This is a genomic window from Nocardia sp. NPDC051750 (genome assembly GCF_044453135.1).
Taxonomy (GTDB): Bacteria; Actinomycetota; Actinomycetes; order Mycobacteriales; family Mycobacteriaceae; genus Nocardia.
Genome location: NZ_JBITCK010000003.1, coordinates 803,329 through 818,922, shown reverse-complemented (window position 1 = coordinate 818,922; position 15,594 = coordinate 803,329). Strand labels below are relative to the sequence as shown.

The 15,594-nt window shown below is 66.8% G+C and carries 14 protein-coding genes and 3 pseudogenes; 7 read left to right on the top strand and 10 right to left on the bottom strand.

Annotation, left to right across the window (positions count from 1 at the left end; all coding sequences use genetic code 11):
- Positions 1 to 81 precede the first annotated feature (81 nt).
- Positions 82 to 279 (top strand): annotated as a pseudogene (locus tag ACIA75_RS17040) (SDR family oxidoreductase); the annotation flags it as partial.
- A gap of 130 nt (positions 280 to 409) precedes the next feature.
- Here the strand turns inward: ACIA75_RS17040 and ACIA75_RS17035 are convergent.
- The 3 genes from ACIA75_RS17035 to ACIA75_RS17025 all read right to left on the bottom strand — a co-directional run bounded on the left by ACIA75_RS17035 (position 410) and on the right by ACIA75_RS17025 (position 2,824).
- Positions 410 to 1,162, bottom strand: a complete 753-nt coding sequence (locus ACIA75_RS17035; RefSeq protein ID WP_397104769.1) for an SDR family NAD(P)-dependent oxidoreductase — start codon at positions 1,160 to 1,162, stop codon at positions 410 to 412.
- Positions 1,163 to 1,224: 62 nt separating this feature from the next.
- Positions 1,225 to 2,067: an alpha/beta fold hydrolase gene (locus ACIA75_RS17030; protein ID WP_397104767.1), complete on the bottom strand. Its 843-nt coding sequence runs from the start codon at positions 2,065 to 2,067 to the stop codon at positions 1,225 to 1,227.
- 94 nt (positions 2,068 to 2,161) lie between these two features.
- The gene (locus ACIA75_RS17025; protein WP_397104765.1) at positions 2,162 to 2,824 is read right to left on the bottom strand and encodes a hydrolase; all 663 of its coding nucleotides are present in this window, start codon (positions 2,822 to 2,824) and stop codon (positions 2,162 to 2,164) included.
- A gap of 191 nt (positions 2,825 to 3,015) precedes the next feature.
- Here ACIA75_RS17025 and ACIA75_RS17020 point away from each other — a divergent pair.
- From ACIA75_RS17020 to ACIA75_RS17010, 3 genes and pseudogenes are all read left to right on the top strand, one after another.
- Positions 3,016 to 3,135: pseudogene (locus tag ACIA75_RS17020) on the top strand (LysR family transcriptional regulator); the annotation flags it as partial.
- Positions 3,136 to 3,498: 363 nt separating this feature from the next.
- Positions 3,499 to 4,682, top strand: a pseudogene (locus ACIA75_RS17015) (thiolase family protein).
- 29 nt (positions 4,683 to 4,711) lie between these two features.
- Positions 4,712 to 5,473, top strand: a complete 762-nt coding sequence (locus tag ACIA75_RS17010) for a 3-hydroxyacyl-CoA dehydrogenase (protein ID WP_397104763.1) — start codon at positions 4,712 to 4,714, stop codon at positions 5,471 to 5,473.
- Positions 5,474 to 5,512: 39 nt separating this feature from the next.
- Here ACIA75_RS17010 and ACIA75_RS17005 read toward each other — a convergent pair whose 3' ends face one another.
- From ACIA75_RS17005 to ACIA75_RS16980, 6 genes are all read right to left on the bottom strand, one after another.
- Complete coding sequence (locus ACIA75_RS17005) at positions 5,513 to 6,145, bottom strand: TetR/AcrR family transcriptional regulator (protein WP_397104761.1); 633 nt, start codon at positions 6,143 to 6,145, stop codon at positions 5,513 to 5,515.
- A 59-nt stretch (positions 6,146 to 6,204) separates the two neighbouring features.
- The gene (locus ACIA75_RS17000) at positions 6,205 to 7,053 is read right to left on the bottom strand and encodes an enoyl-CoA hydratase-related protein (RefSeq protein ID WP_397104759.1); all 849 of its coding nucleotides are present in this window, start codon (positions 7,051 to 7,053) and stop codon (positions 6,205 to 6,207) included.
- A gap of 5 nt (positions 7,054 to 7,058) precedes the next feature.
- Entirely contained in the window at positions 7,059 to 8,576 is a 1,518-nt protein-coding gene (locus ACIA75_RS16995) for a class I adenylate-forming enzyme family protein (RefSeq protein WP_397104757.1), read from the bottom strand.
- A gap of 40 nt (positions 8,577 to 8,616) precedes the next feature.
- Positions 8,617 to 9,483 (bottom strand): SDR family NAD(P)-dependent oxidoreductase, encoded by an 867-nt coding sequence (locus ACIA75_RS16990; protein WP_397104755.1) that lies wholly within the window; start codon positions 9,481 to 9,483, stop codon positions 8,617 to 8,619.
- 209 nt (positions 9,484 to 9,692) lie between these two features.
- A complete protein-coding gene (locus ACIA75_RS16985) occupies positions 9,693 to 10,484 on the bottom strand; it encodes an enoyl-CoA hydratase-related protein (RefSeq protein ID WP_397104753.1) in 792 nt (263 codons plus the stop codon).
- A gap of 31 nt (positions 10,485 to 10,515) precedes the next feature.
- Complete coding sequence (locus ACIA75_RS16980; protein WP_397104750.1) at positions 10,516 to 11,457, bottom strand: PDR/VanB family oxidoreductase; 942 nt, start codon at positions 11,455 to 11,457, stop codon at positions 10,516 to 10,518.
- A 146-nt stretch (positions 11,458 to 11,603) separates the two neighbouring features.
- On the opposite strand from ACIA75_RS16980, the gene ACIA75_RS16975 reads away from it, so the two are divergent.
- The 3 genes from ACIA75_RS16975 to ACIA75_RS16965 all read left to right on the top strand — a co-directional run bounded on the left by ACIA75_RS16975 (position 11,604) and on the right by ACIA75_RS16965 (position 14,006).
- A complete protein-coding gene (locus ACIA75_RS16975; RefSeq protein ID WP_397104748.1) occupies positions 11,604 to 12,389 on the top strand; it encodes an SDR family NAD(P)-dependent oxidoreductase in 786 nt (261 codons plus the stop codon).
- Between the two features lie 21 nt (positions 12,390 to 12,410).
- The gene (locus ACIA75_RS16970) at positions 12,411 to 13,283 is read left to right on the top strand and encodes an alpha/beta fold hydrolase (protein WP_397104745.1); all 873 of its coding nucleotides are present in this window, start codon (positions 12,411 to 12,413) and stop codon (positions 13,281 to 13,283) included.
- A gap of 72 nt (positions 13,284 to 13,355) precedes the next feature.
- Positions 13,356 to 14,006 (top strand): TetR family transcriptional regulator, encoded by a 651-nt coding sequence (locus tag ACIA75_RS16965; protein ID WP_397104743.1) that lies wholly within the window; start codon positions 13,356 to 13,358, stop codon positions 14,004 to 14,006.
- 87 nt (positions 14,007 to 14,093) lie between these two features.
- Here the strand turns inward: ACIA75_RS16965 and ACIA75_RS16960 are convergent, their stop codons facing one another.
- Positions 14,094 to 15,587 (bottom strand): aldehyde dehydrogenase, encoded by a 1,494-nt coding sequence (locus ACIA75_RS16960; RefSeq protein ID WP_397104741.1) that lies wholly within the window; start codon positions 15,585 to 15,587, stop codon positions 14,094 to 14,096.
- Positions 15,588 to 15,594: the final 7 nt, after the last annotated feature.

Sequence of the window (15,594 nt, the reverse complement as noted above, 5' to 3'; positions counted from 1 at the left end):
CCGCACCTGTACCGGGTCATATTCGACGCCGATTTCGACCTTGCCGCCCCTGCCGCCGCCGACGCCACCCAGCACCACCGGATCGTAACGCCGATGCTGCGTAAGAGAGAGAAAATCGGCCGGCTCGGCGGCACCGTCTAGGACCGTATCCTGCGCACCCCCGTCCGCCGGATCGGCACACCCGCGGATATCGTGGCCGCCTGCGCGTTCCTGGTCTCCGAGGAAGCCGGCTACATCACCGGCCGGCTACTCGGAGTCAACGGGGGCCGGAACACCTGATGCGATGCCGGTCATGCACCGACGGCGGAGCCGAGTCGGTGCGGCTTCGCCACCGATGCACGGTGGTGGAGACTCTGGTCGAGACCTGAGGAACCGAGCCTGGAATCGCCACCCACCGTGTGTTCCCTGCTCAGATCTGGTTCGCGCCTCCGTCGACGTAGAAGTTCGCGCCGACGACGTAGCTGCTCTGTTCCGAGGCCAGAAAGACCACGACTGCGGCGGCCTCCTCAGGCTGACCCATGCGGCCCCTGGCCACGGTTGCGGCGACATTCTCCTTGACGGCCCGAGCGATCTCCTCATCGCCGAAAGCGGCGGTACCCCCGGGAGTCTCGATCCATGCCGGCGAGACCACGTTGACCCGGATGCCACGGCCCTTGAGCTCGTTGGACCACGTCCGCGCGAAGGACCGGACGGCCGCCTTGGACGCCGCGTACGCGCCGAAAGCCTCCACACCACGGTCGCCGGCAGTCGAACCGACCAGGACGATCGAGGCCCCGTCGTTGAGCAGCGGCAGCGCTTTCTGCACTGTGAACAGCGTGCCTCGGACGTTGACCGCGAAGGTATGGTCGAAGTGCTCCTCGGTGGTCTGCTCCAGCGTCACGAACGCACCGACCGCCGCGTTCGCCACCAGCACGTCCAAACCCTTGCCTCGCCCCCGGACCGCCTCGTAGAGCCGGTCCAGGTCCTCCGGCTTCGAGATGTCGCCGACGACCGCGGTGGCCCGGTCTGCTCCGATAGTTTTGACGGCGGCCTCCAGTTCGGCCCGGCGCCGGCCGGTGACGAACACGTACGCGCCCTCGTCTGCCAGCCGGACAGCGGTGGCCAGACCGATCCCGCTGCTTCCTCCGGTGACTACCGACGTCTTGCCTTCCAGCTGTCCCATGTGTGTCTCCATCTCTCTCGATACTCCGGTCGACCGCGAGTACCGCCCCTATCGTGGTGGCGCTACTTGTCGAGGAAGTCGTTCAGCACGGTGTTGACCTCGTCGGCGTGGGTCCAGAGCAGACCGTGTGGGGCACCCTCGATCTCGACATAGTCGGCCTCGGGGAAGGCCGCGTGGAAGCGCCGCCCGGTGGCGTCGATGGGCAGGATGTTGTCCTTGGTGCCGTGCAGGATCAGCGATGGCTTACCACTGGCACGCACCGCCTCGATATCACTGCGGAAATCCTCGATCCAGGACGGAACGACCGCATACGCGGCGACCGGGGCGCTGCCGATCGCGACGTTCCAGCTCCCGGTGACCGCTTCCTGACCGATCCGGGAACCGAGGTTCTCGTCCAGGTTGTAGAAGTCCGCGAAGAACTGCGTGAACCAGGCGTACCGGTCACCTTTCGCGGCCGCGGCGATGCCGTCGAACACCTCATGCGGAACCCCCTCGGGGTTGTCGTCGCGGGCGACGAGAAACGGTTCGAGCGAGGCGAGAAACGCGAGCTTCGCTACTCGCTCATGCCCGTAACGTGCCACATAGCGGGCCAGCTCCCCCGTACCCATCGAGAAGCCGACAAGCACCACATCACGCAGATCCAGGATCTGCAAGACCGTGTTCAAATCCGCGGCGAACGTATCGTAGTCGTAACCGGAGCCGACCTTCGACGACCGCCCGAATCCGCGACGGTCGTAGGTGATGACCCGGTACCCGGAGGCCAGCAGCTCACGCGTCTGCCGCTCCCAGCTGTGCCCGTTCAGCGGGTAGCCGTGAATGAGGACGACCGGTCGACCCACCCCCTGGTCCTCGTAATACAGCTCGACCGGCGTGCTGTTCTCATGCCCAACGGTGATATACCCCATGATTTTCCTTTCGATGCCGACCAGCGCAACGCGGGCCGTTTGCTGTACTTGGACGTAGTGATCCGATTCGGTACGTACGCCCTGATCACCGGGGCTACCGACCAGCACCATCAGTGGCGGGTGTAGCCAGCAATTGCAGCTCCCAGGCGAGCGCTACCCCGCTACCGCCACCGTGCTCGGCCATGACCTCCCCGGCCCCGCCGGTCGTCGACTCGCGAGCCCAGTCGCGCTGCCATTCACCGGCCACGGCCATCCAAGTGATAGGCACGACGCCGGCCTGGACCATGCGGCGCACCGCCATATCGTGTGCCTCCGCGGTGACTCCGCCGCAGGCGTCGGTGACGACGAAGACGTCGTACCCCTCGTCCAGCGCCTGGATGGCGGGCATGGCGACGCAGATCTCGGTCCACAACCCGGCAATGATCAGCTTCTTGCGCCCCGTCTTCTCCACGACATCGACGACGCGACGGTCTTGCCAGGTGTTGATGAACGTGCGGTTGATCGGCTTCTGGTCCGGGGAGAGGTCCTGGATGCCCTTGATGAGGTTGCCGCCACGTTCTTCGATCACCGTGGTCAGCACCGTGGGGACGTCGAACACCTTGGCCAGCTTGGCCAGACCGACGACATTGTTGACGATCATGGTCGGTTCATGGCTGTGGAGATTGGCGAACTGGTAGGGCTGGTGGTCGATGAGCACGAGAACGCTCTCCTCGGGGGTGAGCAGTGCTTCGAGTCCGACCTTGGCAGTGCGCGTCACGCTATTTCCTTTTGTGTGATGGGTTGAACGCTCGATGGTGGAAGTCAGATCATGCGAACAGAGACCTGCTCCGACCAGATTCGATGAGGCAGGCCGGAACGTCTCCGCAGCCCGAAAACGACCGTACGGCCGCCACCGAGTAGGCGTCCAAGACTTGTTCGGACGCCGATCGTTAGGAATTGCCTATCGATATCAGCCCCCGCCTGCTCCGCTACTTCATGGCCGTAGCCGAGGAACTCCACTTCGGTCGCGCGGCCACGCGTCTCTACATCGCCCAGCCGTCCCTGTGGGTAGCAGTCGGCGATCTCGAGGCGTGCTTCGAATCGGTCGACCACACCCGTCGGTAACCCCGGAGGCCGCACGCCGGTCAGCCGTCGAAACCGGCTTTCCGAACCGGGCGGCGCCGCGAACCGCTGAGCACACGGCCTCGAAGCCTAGGGCGAAAGCCGTACAGGAATGAATCGTTGCCTCCACCTGCCATCAGCTGGGGCGTCATCGACAGCGCAAGCCGGTGATCCCAGACCTGCGCAAACAACGCTGCCATTGACCCACAAACCTAATGGTGATAGATATTTGGAGACTCGAATGCCCGGACCCCCGACACCACCCACCGAAACCGGCGGGTTCCGAGGCCTGTGGTCTGCCCCGGGCCACAGCCGATGAAAGGAATCGTCATGCCCAACGCCGTCATCGTGGATGCCATACGCCTCGCCTCCGGCAAGGGGAAGATGGGCGGTGCGCTGTCCGGGACCCATCCGGTGGAATTGCTCGCGCATGTATTGCGAGCCCTCGTCGACCGGATCCCGCACAGGTCGACGATGTCATCGGCGGCTGCGTACAGCAGGTCGGCGAACAGGCACTCAATATCTCGCGGACGGCACTGCTCTCCGCCGGATTCCCCGATTCGGTACCGGCCACGACCATCGATCGGCAATGCGGTTCGAGCCAGCAGGCCGCGCACTTCGCCGCACAGGGTGTGCTCGCCGGCGCCTACGATATCGTCATCGCCTGCGGTGTCGAATCGATGAGCCGGATTCCGATGGGCACCGCGACCATCGGACAGGACGCATCCGGCCCCGGCATCGCCGTCCGGTACCCGGCAGGTCTGGTCCACCAGGGCATATCCGCCGAGCTCATCGCCGCGAAATGGAAACTCGACCGCGACGCCCTCGACCGGTATTCGGCGCAGTCGCACGAGCGGGCCGCCGATGCCATCGCGAAGGGGTACTTCGACCGCGAGATCGTACCGATCGACCGGATCGGCGCCGACGGCACGGCCGTCCCGCACACCGTCGACGAGACCGTCCGTGCCGCGACCACCGTCGAGGGGCTGGCGGGCCTGAAATCCTCGTTCCGCACGGAGGAGTTCGCGACGCGGTTCCCGGAGGCGCAGTGGCGGATCACACCCGGGAACTCCTCACCACTGACCGACGGCGCCTCCGCGGTACTGATCATGAGCGAAGAGGCGGCCGGCCGGCTCGGGCTCACCCCGCGGGCACGGTTCCATTCGTTCGCGGTCGCCGGTGACGACCCGGTGTTCATGCTCACCGCCCCGATCCCCGCCACCCGCAAGGTGCTCGCCAAGGCCGGGCTCGGTATCGACGATATCGACGCCTACGAGGTCAACGAGGCGTTCGCACCGGTACCGCTGGCCTGGGCCCACGAGTTCGGTGCCGACCCCGCGAAACTCAACCCCGCCGGCGGCGCGATCGCCCTCGGCCACGCGCTCGGGTCGTCGGGTACGCGACTGCTCACCACCCTGGTCAATCATCTGGAACGCACCGGCGGCCGCTACGGCCTGCAAACGATGTGCGAGGGCGCCGGTATGGCCAACGCCACCGTGATCGAACGACTCTGAACCACAACGAACCCGGATAGGAAAGAACCATGCGTATCGAAGACGCTGTCGCCGTTGTCACCGGCGGCGCCTCGGGGCTCGGTCTGGCGACAACGAAAGCGCTGCTCGCCGAGGGCGCCCGCATCGTCGTCATCGACCTGCCCTCCTCCCCCGGCGCGAATGTCGCCGCGGAACTCGGGGACCGGGTCCGGTTCGCCCCCGCCGACGTCACCGACGAGGCAGCGATCGCCGCGGCACTGGATACCGCGGAAACCCTGGGGCCGTTGCGGATCGCGGTGAACTGCGCCGGTATCGGCAACGCCGTCAAGACCGTGAGCAAAAAGGGCGCGTTCCCGCTGGCAGATTTCACCAAGGTCGTCACTGTGAACCTGGTGGGCACATTCAATGTCTTGCGGCTGGCCGCCGAACGTATCGCGAAGAACGACCCGGTCGAGGACGAGCGGGGTGTCATCGTCAACACTGCGTCGGTGGCCGCGTTCGAGGGGCAGATCGGTCAGGCCGCCTACTCCGCATCCAAGGGCGGCGTCGTCGGAATGACCCTGCCGATCGCCCGCGATCTCGCCTCACTCTTGATCCGGGTGAACACCATCGCCCCCGGGCTTTTCCGGACGCCGCTGCTCGGCACACTGCCCGAGGAGGCCCAGCAGTCTCTCGGGGCACAGGTCCCGCATCCGTCCCGGCTGGGTGAACCCGCCGAGTACGGTGCGCTCGTCGCCCATATCGTCACGAACCCGATGATCAACGGCGAGACCATCCGCCTCGATGGGGCGATCCGGATGACACCGCGCTGATGCCGAGTGCGGACGGGGTCGTCGAGCTGGGCCCGCGAGTCAGATACCCGCGCGTGCCGCGGCTCCGGGCGTGACAATCCCCGGTAGCAGGAATTTCGTCAGCATCCGCCGATGGTCGGGATCGGAGTCGGAACCGAAGTCCATCCGGCCCACCAGGATCAGTTCCACCAGGGCGATCCACTGGCAGATCTCGGTATCGGTCCGGTCCTCACGGACCTCGCCGCGGGCGCGTGCCTCTTGCAGAACCGGCGCCCACATTTCTTCGGTGAGCCGGGCGGCGAGCCCGGAACTGCCGACCAGCGCCGTGGCCATATCCATATGCTCGGGGCTCACGATCAGCCTGACCACCGGATCCTTGCGGCCGATGTTCACCAGGTAGATCAGCCCGTCGACAACCTGTTCGGCGAAGGTTTCGCGTTTACGCAGGAAGGTCCGGGCACGGGTGAACATGGCCCGGGCCCGGACCTCGATCAACGCCGTGATCAGGCTGTCACGGTCGCCGAAGTAGCGGTAGACGGTGGGCCGGGAAACGTTGGCTTCCTTGGCGATATCGTCCATGGTCGTCTTGGCGACACCGTAGCGTTCGAACACCGCTTCGGCGGCGGTGAGGATCTGACGGCGTGCCTCGTCGGGGTCCTCGCTGAGGACGCTCCCGGTGCGCCGTCGAGCCATCTCCGCATACCTCCTTCTCACCCACCCGGCCAGACACCGAGCCCGGTGAATCGTAGCAATCAGGTCGTCGGCGCAGCTGCACCGAACAGGTCGGGCAGGCCCGCGGAGACGCGATCGGGAAACCGGGGGTCGCGTTTGGCCAGGAAGGACTCGACACCCTCCCGGACATCGTCGGAGGTTCCCCGCAGGTAGATACCGAGCGAATCGGCACGGTGGGCGGCCTCGGGGCTTTCCGCGCCGAGCATCCGCCACATCAGGCTGCGAGTGAGCGCCACGGACACGGGGGCTGTTCCGCCGACGAGCTCGCGGGCGAGTTCGAGCGCGCGATCCAGCACCTGATCGGGCGGCACGGTTTCGCGCACCAGACCGCGTTCCCGGGCTTCGTCCGCGCCGACCATACGTCCGCCGAGGGCCCACTCCAGCGCGGTGGAGATGCCGACGATCCGTGGCAGGAACCAGGAGGAGCATGCCTCCGGCACGAGGCCGCGCCGGGTGAAGACGAAGCCGAATTTCGCTGTGTCCGAGGCGATCCGGATATCGGCCGGCAGTGTCATGGTGACGCCGACACCGGCAGCCGGGCCGTTGATCGCGGCGACGATCGGTTTGGTGGAGCGGTAGAAGCGCAGGGCCACGCGCCCACCCTGATCCGCCGGCGCCTCGCCGGTGACAGGGTCGCCGCCGAGGACGAAGGTGTCGCCACCTGCGGACAGATCCGCACCGGCGCAGAACGCCCGGCCCGACCCGGTGAGTATCACGGCCCGCACGGAGTCGTCGGTGTCGATCTCGTCCATGGCGGCGAGCAGTCGTTCGCACATTTCGTCGGTGAAGGCGTTGAGCCGTTCGGGCCGGTGCAAGCGCAGGATAGCGATCTGCCCGTCGCGTTCGAGTAGTACCGGGTTTTCGGTCATCCGACTCAACGCACCTTCTCGAATCGGTCCGCCACATCGCGGTATTCCTCGCGCACAGCGGTTTTGGACAGTTTGCCGTTGGGCAGCCGGGGCAGCGGTTCGGACCGGATCACGACATAGCGGGGCACCTTGTAGTCGGCCATCAATCGCTCGCAGTGCGCCACTACCGCGGCCGCGTCGACGTCACCGCCAGCGGTGACGATGGCAGCCGGTGTTTCCCCGAACCGCTCGTCGGGAGCGGCGATGACCGCGACCTCCACGACGCCGTCGAGTTCGCCGATCGTCCGTTCGATCTCGACCGGGGAGATGTTGATGCCGCCGGTGATGATCAGATCTTTCATCCGGTCCACGAACTTGATCCGGCCGCCCTCGTCGCGGGTACCCAGATCGCCGCTGTGCAGCCAACCGTCGCGCAGTGCCTGCGCGGTGGACTGCGGATCGTTCCAGTAGCCGGGGGTGACGCCTGGTCCGCGGAGCACGATCTCGCCCTCCTCCCCGGGAGCCGCCTCGGTGCCGTCCTGGCGGATCACCTTCAGTTCGCTGAAGATCGAACCCGTGCCGCAGCTGTCGGGGTGCGTGAACGCCTCGGCGCGTTTCGTGGCGGTCGCGACGCCGCCCGCTTCGGTCATCCCGTAGATCTGGCGCAATTCCACACCCTTGTCCGCCCATGCCTTCAGGAGTGCGGGCGCGACGGCCGCGCCGCCGACAATGGCGGTGCGCAGCGACGAGACATCGGTATCGGCGAAGGCGGGAGTCCGGGCGATCGCCTCGAAGACCAACGGCACACCGAACAGCGTGTTCACCCTGTGCTCGCCGATCAGCGCGACCGCACGCTCGGGTCGCAGCTCCTTCTCGACCACCAGCGTGTTGCCCAGGACGACAGCCATGATCAGTCCCCACACCACGCCGGGGGTGAACACCAGCGGAAGCAACAGCAGCGCGGTGGAGCCCGGGCGCAGCCCCTCCTCCGTGAGAGTGGCCTCGAAAACGATATCGAGCAGCGTCCGGTTGGTGCAGACAACGCCCTTCGACAGACCGGTCGAACCGCTGGTGAACAGGAGCGCGACCGGATCGTCGCGGTCGACGTCGATACGGAAGTCGTCTCGGCTCCCGGCCCGCAGGCCGGTGAACTCGTCGAAGAACTTCGCGGCGAAATCGCGGCCCAGTTCCCGGGTCTGTGCGATGGTCTCGGCGAATTCGGCCGGGGCGATGGCCAGCACCGCGCCCGAATCGTCGAGTACCTTGCGTAATTCGGCCGGTTTGAGCCGGGGGTTCAGCGGAACCAGCACCGCGCCCGCCTTGAGCACCCCGAGCGCCAGTACCGGCCAGATCAGCGAGTTCGGTCCGAGCACCCCGACGCGTTCACCGGGAGTGATCCCGGCGTCGGCCAGGTGCCGCGCCACCCGGCTCGACCAGTCCTGCAGTTCCCGGTAGGTCAGCGCCTCGTCGTCGACGATCAGTGCCCGCTGATCTCCTTTGGTGTCGGCCCACCAGTTCAGGGCCGACCCGATTGTCGCAGCCATCGTTGTCCTTACTCTGTGTACGGCGTCGGAAGCCGGTGGCTCAGGAGGCGTCGGTGAAGGCGCGGTCCTCGTCGAACCACATGGCAACCCGCGACAACGTGCCGCCGTCGGTGGCGGGCAGGGTGACTCCGGAGATGTAGGCGGAATCGTCGGAGACCAGGAACAGCGCGGCGCGGGCGTTGTCCAGCAGCGACGGCGGCCGGTTCAGCTTCAGCGGGATCGGGGAGACGGCCGGTTCCCACGGACCCGCGACCTCTTCATAGGACTTGCCGACTACGGGGGTGCCGGCCGGGGCCAGGAAGTTCGGTGACATCCCGTGGGTCGGGGCGATGGCATTGACCCGGATACCGCGCTTGCCGAGATCCAGGCTCAGGCCGCGGACCAGGCCGTTCACTCCGGCTTTGGTGGCCGAGTACATGGCGATGCTGTGGTAGGCGGCGATGGACGCGGCCGAGGAGGTCGCGAGGATGACTCCGCCGCCGTTGGCCTCGAGCGCCGGTACCGCGGCCTGCGCGGAGTACACGACACCGCTGAGGTTGACACCGAGGACTTGGTGCCAGTCGTCTTCGGTGAGATCTTCGAACGCGACCTGCTCGCCGCCGGCAACCGACGGGACACCGCCGCGGGAGACGATGCCCGCGTTGGCGAACATGATGTCGAGTTTGCCGAATTCGGCGACGGTCCGGGTCACCGCCTCGGCGATCTCGGCTTTCTTGCTGACATCGGCGACCAGGGCGATCGCTTCGCCACCCTGCTCCCGCACCAGTTCGACGGTGCCCTTGGCGCGTTCCGCGTCGATATCGACCACACCGATCCGCGCACCCTCGGCGGCGAACAGCTGGGCTGATTGCCGGCCGAGGCCGGAGCCGCCACCGGTGATGATCGCGACTTTGTCCTGGAGTTTCATCTGCGAGCTCCTTTGCCCGTGTTGCGACGACCGGGCCGCCGGCGTCGGTGATTCTGGATGATTCGGGTCGAATGCACCGGTTCGAGTCACGGTGCGAAGTCGGGGGCTTCCGGAGGAGACCGGTCGCCATGTGATCCACGCTACAGCGGCAGCTGTGATACGTCAATCAAGATTTGTTTTTTGATAAACGCCACGTTCCAGGTCTACGATCATCGCCCTGTCCATCGAGGTTTCCGCTTTTCGGCGAACGCGCGCGGTCCCTCCTTCGCATCCGCACCGGACATCACCGCCTTCGTGGCCGCACGGTTCACCTCCCACTCCGCCGGCGACCACCCGGTGTCCGACGCGGCGCTCTCGTGCAGCACCGTCTTGCTCTGCTGCACCGACACCGGGGCATTCGCGGCGATCACACCGGCCAATTCCAGCGCGACCGGCAGTGCAGTACCGGTGGGAGCGATCTTGTTGACCAGACCCAGTTCGTAGGCCCGGGCCGCCGAGATCGGTTCACCGGTGAACGCGATCTCGGCGGCCACCTTGGCGGGCACCTGGCGGTGGATCCGCAGCAGCCCACCGGCGGCGGCGAGCAGGCCGCGCCGCACTTCGGGCAGCCCGAGCGAGGCATTCTCGTCGATGACCGCGAGATCCGCGGCGAGCACGATTTCGGTGCCGCCGCCCAGCGCGAACCCGTTGACGGCGGCGATCACGGGCTTGGGAATCCAGTGCCGCACGATTCCGGCGAAATCCCACTCCCGGTGATCGGGATCGTAGATGCTGCGACCGGCGGCGATCTCCTTCAGATCCGCGCCCGCGCAAAAGCCCCGGCCGGCACCGGTGATCACCACGACGCGAACTTCCGGGTCGGCCGCGGAGCGCTCCAGCGCTGCCCCCGCCGCCGCCGACAGCGCCGAGTTCACGGCGTTCAGGGCGTCGGGCCGGTTCAGCGTGATCACAGCTATGTGATCGCGCACTTCGTACAGCGCAGCGGATTCGGATGGGGACACAGTGACTCCTCGGGAAACGGACAGGGCAGGGTCAGAGATCGAGCACCAGACGCGGTGTACAACTCCGGGAAACGCAGACCATCATGGCGTCGTTCGCCGCCTGCTCATCCTCGGTGAGGACCGAATCCCGGTGTTCCGGACGGCCGGCCAGCACGGCGACCTCACAGGTTCCGCAGGTGCCTTCGCGGCAGGAGAAATCGACGTCTGCGCCGCTGCGCTGCAGGGCGTCCAGTACCGACTCCGATTCGCCGACCGTCACCACCGCGCCGCTGCGTGCGAGTTCGACCTCGAATGCGCCGGTGGTTGCCGGTGCGACTCCTTTGGGAGCGAACCGTTCGACATGCAGGGCGAGCTGGTCACGTTCACGGCAGGCGGTTTCGATCGCGCGCAGCAGTGGTTCGGGACCACAGCAGTACACCGCGGTACCCGGGGTAGCGTCGTCCAGCGCGGTCGCCAGGTCGATCAGGCCGTATTCATCCTGTGGGTGCAGGCGGACCTGCTCGGGATACGCCGACGCCAAGTCTTCGGCGAAGACCATACTCCCCCGCGATCTTCCCCCGTACACCAGTTGCCACTGTTCTCCTCGCTGGGCGAGAGTCCGCAGCATCGGGAGCAGCGGCGTGATGCCGATACCACCGGCGACGAACAGATACGAAGAAGCGGGCGCCAGCGCGAAATTATTGCGGGGACCGCCGACCTCGATCAGATCGCCGGCCTCCAGTTTGTCGTGGACATACACCGAACCCCCGCGGCCGTTCGATTCCCGCAGCACCGCGACACGCAGTGCGGACCGGTCCGCGGGATCACCGCACAGCGAATACTGCCGGGTGACGTCGCCGAGCTCGAGGTCGATATGTGCGCCGGGCTCCCACTCCGGCACCACCCCGCCGTCCGGATCGGTGAGCGTCACCGTGACGACACCGTCCGCGGCGGAGTCCTTACCGGCCACCCGCATCGTCCGAGTATCGGCCATCACCTCACCATCCCTTGCTGTCACTACTCATTAAATCTTATGCTTTTAGATAAATGACAATCAAGGGCCACGTGAGGCAATCACCCGAGAATCCCACCCGGCTGGTAAAACTAATGTGATTAGCTAACGACGAGAGGATTCGGTGGATGGATACCGTAGTGCCGCCGAGCGGATCGGTGCTCGATCTCTTCCGCCTCACCGGCCGCGTGGCCGTGGTGACCGGGGCGGGCAGCGGATTGGGGGCAGGGTTAGCCCGGGCCCTGGCGGAGGCGGGCGCCGATATCGTGGTCGCGGGGCGGCGGCGGGACAAGCTCGAGCAGGTCGCCGCGAGCGTGACCGCGCTGGGGCGCCGGTGCTCGGTGGTGCCGACGGATGTCACCGACCCCGCCCAGTGCGAAACACTCGCCCGTACGGCCATCACGGAATTCGGCCGGCTCGATGTGCTGGTCAACAATGCCGGCATCACCCATACGGCACCGGCCACCCGGGAAGATCCCGGCGACTACCGGAACGTGCTCGAGGTCAATCTCTTCGGCGCGTACTGGACGGCGCAGGCCTGCGCACGGGTGATGCGTCCCGGCTCGAGCATCGTCAATGTGGCGAGCATGCTCGGACTGATCAAATCGGTACTGCCCCAGGCCGCCTACGCGTCGAGCAAGGCGGGGCTCATCGGGTTGACCCGCGACCTCTCCCATCAGTGGGCGGGGCGAAAAGGTATCCGCGTCAATGCCATAGCGCCCGGCTTCGTCGACACCGACATGATCGGCGAGATGTCCCAGGACATCCTGGACGAATTCCTGCGGGACTGTTCCCTCGGCCGCACCGCCACCCAGCGCGAGATCGACGCGGCCGTGGTGTTCCTGGCCGGCCCCGCCTCGGGTTACATCACCGGATCCACACTCGCCGTCGACGGCGGCACATCCGGCCACTGAACGTAGAGGAGATCACCGATCATGACCTCGACCAGTACCGTTACCCGGCTGCCCGGCGCGGGAGTCACACTCGTCGCCGACCGCTTCAACCCCGCGGACGGCACCGACCGCGGCACCGTGTTACTGCTGCACGGCGGCGGCCAGACCCGGCATTCCTGGCGGCGCACCAGCCTGCACCTCGCCACGAACGGATGGTGTGCGTTGGCGGTGGACGCTCGCGGCCATGGTGACAGCGACTGGGCCGCGGACGGCGACTATTCGCCGGCCGCCCATGCCCGCGACCTGGTCGCTGTGACCGCCGAACTCGACCGGCCGCCGGTCGTGGTCGGCGCCTCGATGGGCGGAATGGCCGGACTGCTGGCACTGGGTACCCACCCGGACCTGGCTCGGGCGCTCGTGCTGGTCGACATCACGCCCGTGGCCGAAGCGGACGGTGTGGACCGGGTCGCCGCCTTCATGCGCGACGGCCTGTCCGGTTTCGATTCCCTGGACGCGGCCGCCGCGGCGGTCGCCGCCTACAACCCGCACCGGCCACGCCCGCCCCGGCCCGACGGGCTCCGCAAGAATCTGCGACTCCGCGACGGCCGATGGTACTGGCACTGGGACCCGCGGATGATCAACCATCGCGAGAACGGCCCCGACCATGCCTCCTTCCGCGAGCAACGGGCACGTGCGGCGGCGCAGCGGATCGCCGTCCCCACACTGCTGATCCAGGGGCGGCAATCGGATGTCGTGGGGCCCGAGGGCGTCCGCGATCTACTGGAATTGATTCCGCAGGCCCGCCATATCGCCGTCGACGGTGCGGGACATATGGTCAGCGGCGACGACAACGATGTGCTGACCGAGGGCTTGCTCGCCTTCCTGGACGAGTCGGTGCCACATCCGCGGTCCTGACCGGCGGCGCGATACGATCAACCTCACGTCGCTAGGTAAAACGCCTGGTGTCACCCGAGTGGAAAGCCGCATATGCCTCGTCCGTCGCAGCCTCTGATCAGCCGCTCTTCCGTGGTGGCGGCCTCCATCGAGATCATCGACACCGAGGGCCTGGACGCGTTCAGCCTTCCCCGGCTGGCCAAACACCTGGGCGTGCGCGCACCCTCGCTGTACCACCATTTCGCGGACAAGTCGGAGATCCTGGCTGCCGTTGCGCGCCAGATAGCCGGGGCGGGCAGTATTCCGCGCCGCAAACCCGGTCCGGACTGGCCGGAGTTCTTCGTCGCCCTGGCGCTGAACCTGCGCCGCTCGATCCTGCGGCACCGCAATGCCGCACCGATCCTGCTCCAGTATCTGCCCCGGGACCTGCTCATCAGCACATACGAGGAAACGGCCCGGTTCCTGGCGGATTCGGGGGTGCCGGCGCACCTGCACGTCCAGATTCTGGACGGGATGGAACGAATCACCGTCGGTGCCGCGCTCACCGAGGCGATGCGCGGGCCCAGTTCCCGGACGACCATCTTCCCGAATGTCGATCCGGAGTCCCAGCCGGTACTGGCCACCGCCCTGATGGAGAACCGGATGACCTCCAAGCAGTTGTTCGAGGAAATGGTGCGGAGTTTCCTGCACGGTGTGGTGCGCGACGCCGAGATCGCCGTGCCCGAAACCGTGGCCTCCCGCTGAGCGATAAACGAATCCGGCCGGTACGAGGGGGCATCCTCGTACCGGCCGATCCGGCGCAGTGCCGGTTCCTGCGCAGGTGTTGCCTCGCTAGATCGCGGGGGCGGGCATATGAACCGTCTTCGTCTCGAAGAACTCCGCGAGCCCCTCGACCCCGCCTTCCCGGCCCACTCCGGATTGTTTGTATCCGCCGAACGGCAGCGTGAAATCGATGACCGACCCGTTCACGCTCACGGTCCCGGTCCGGATCCGCTGGGCCAGCGCATAACCGCGTTCCAGATCCTCGGTGTACACCGCACCGGACAGGCCGTAGATCGAATCGTTGGCGATGGCTACCGCCTCGTCCTCGTCCTCGTAGGTGATGAGCGAGATGACCGGGCCGAACACCTCTTCCTGGGCGATGCGCATATCGTTGCGCACCCCGTCGATCAGTGTGGGGGCGACGAAATAGCCCTGATCGAGGCCCTCCGGCCGGCCGCCGCCGACGAGAACGATGGCACCGTCGTGCACCGCGGCGTCGATATATGCCTGGACGCGTTCCTGATGGCGCGCTCCGGCGAGCGGGCCGAGGAAGTTCTCCGGCGCCCACGGATTCCCCATGGGCAGCGCCGAATACGCCGCCGACAGTGCCGCGGCGACCTCGTCGTGGCGCTTGCGCGACACCAGCACCCGGGTCAGCGCGATACACGCCTGCCCTGATTGCATGCACCCGCCCATCGGCAGCGATTGCAGGACGTGGTCCAGATCCGCGTCGTCGAGAATGATCGCCGCGGATTTACCACCCAGTTCCAGGGAGACGCGGGCGATCCGCTCACCGGCGAGCGCCGCGATCCGCCGCCCGGCCATGGTGGAGCCGGTGAAGGTGATGTGGTCGACGCCAGGGTTGGTGACCAGTGTTTCCGACACCTCCCGGTCGGCGATGAGCACGCTCACCACGCCTTCCGGGATCCGGCCCTCGGCAACGAGTTCGGCGATCACATCGGCGAAGACTGCAGGCGACAGCGGTGCATCGGGCGCACCTTTGAGTACCACCGAGCATCCCGCGGCAAGCGCGGGCGCGACCTTGAACGCGATCGTGCCGATGGGACCGTTCCACGGAATGATCGCCGCGACGACACCCGTGGGTTCGGACAGGATCCGGGAGATCCCACCGTCGGCGCGGGTCCGGTCCTCGCGGACCGCGAAGTTCCGAGCTTCCTCGGCGACCGCGCGGAACAGTCCCGCGGTCATCTGCTGAGTGCCGGCACTGACGGTGACCGGTATACCCACCTCGAGGACGCCGATGGTGGTGAGTTCGTCCTGCCGCTGCTCGAGCCGGGTCGCGATCTCGTCGATCACCTCGGCCCGTTCGGCCATGGATTTCCCGGCCCACGCTCCGGAGTCGAACGATTCCCGGGCGGCGTCCACAGCGCGCCGGACGTCTTCCGCGGTGGCGCTGCGGATACGGGCCGCGATCTGTTCACTCCACGGATCGACCAGTTCGATCCATTCGTCGCCGGTGGAGTCGGTCCAGCGGCCCCCGATGAAGACCTGCTCACGATCGGCGACCGCAGGGGCGGCCAGGGTGGTGTCGGTGGTGGTCATGGCGTGA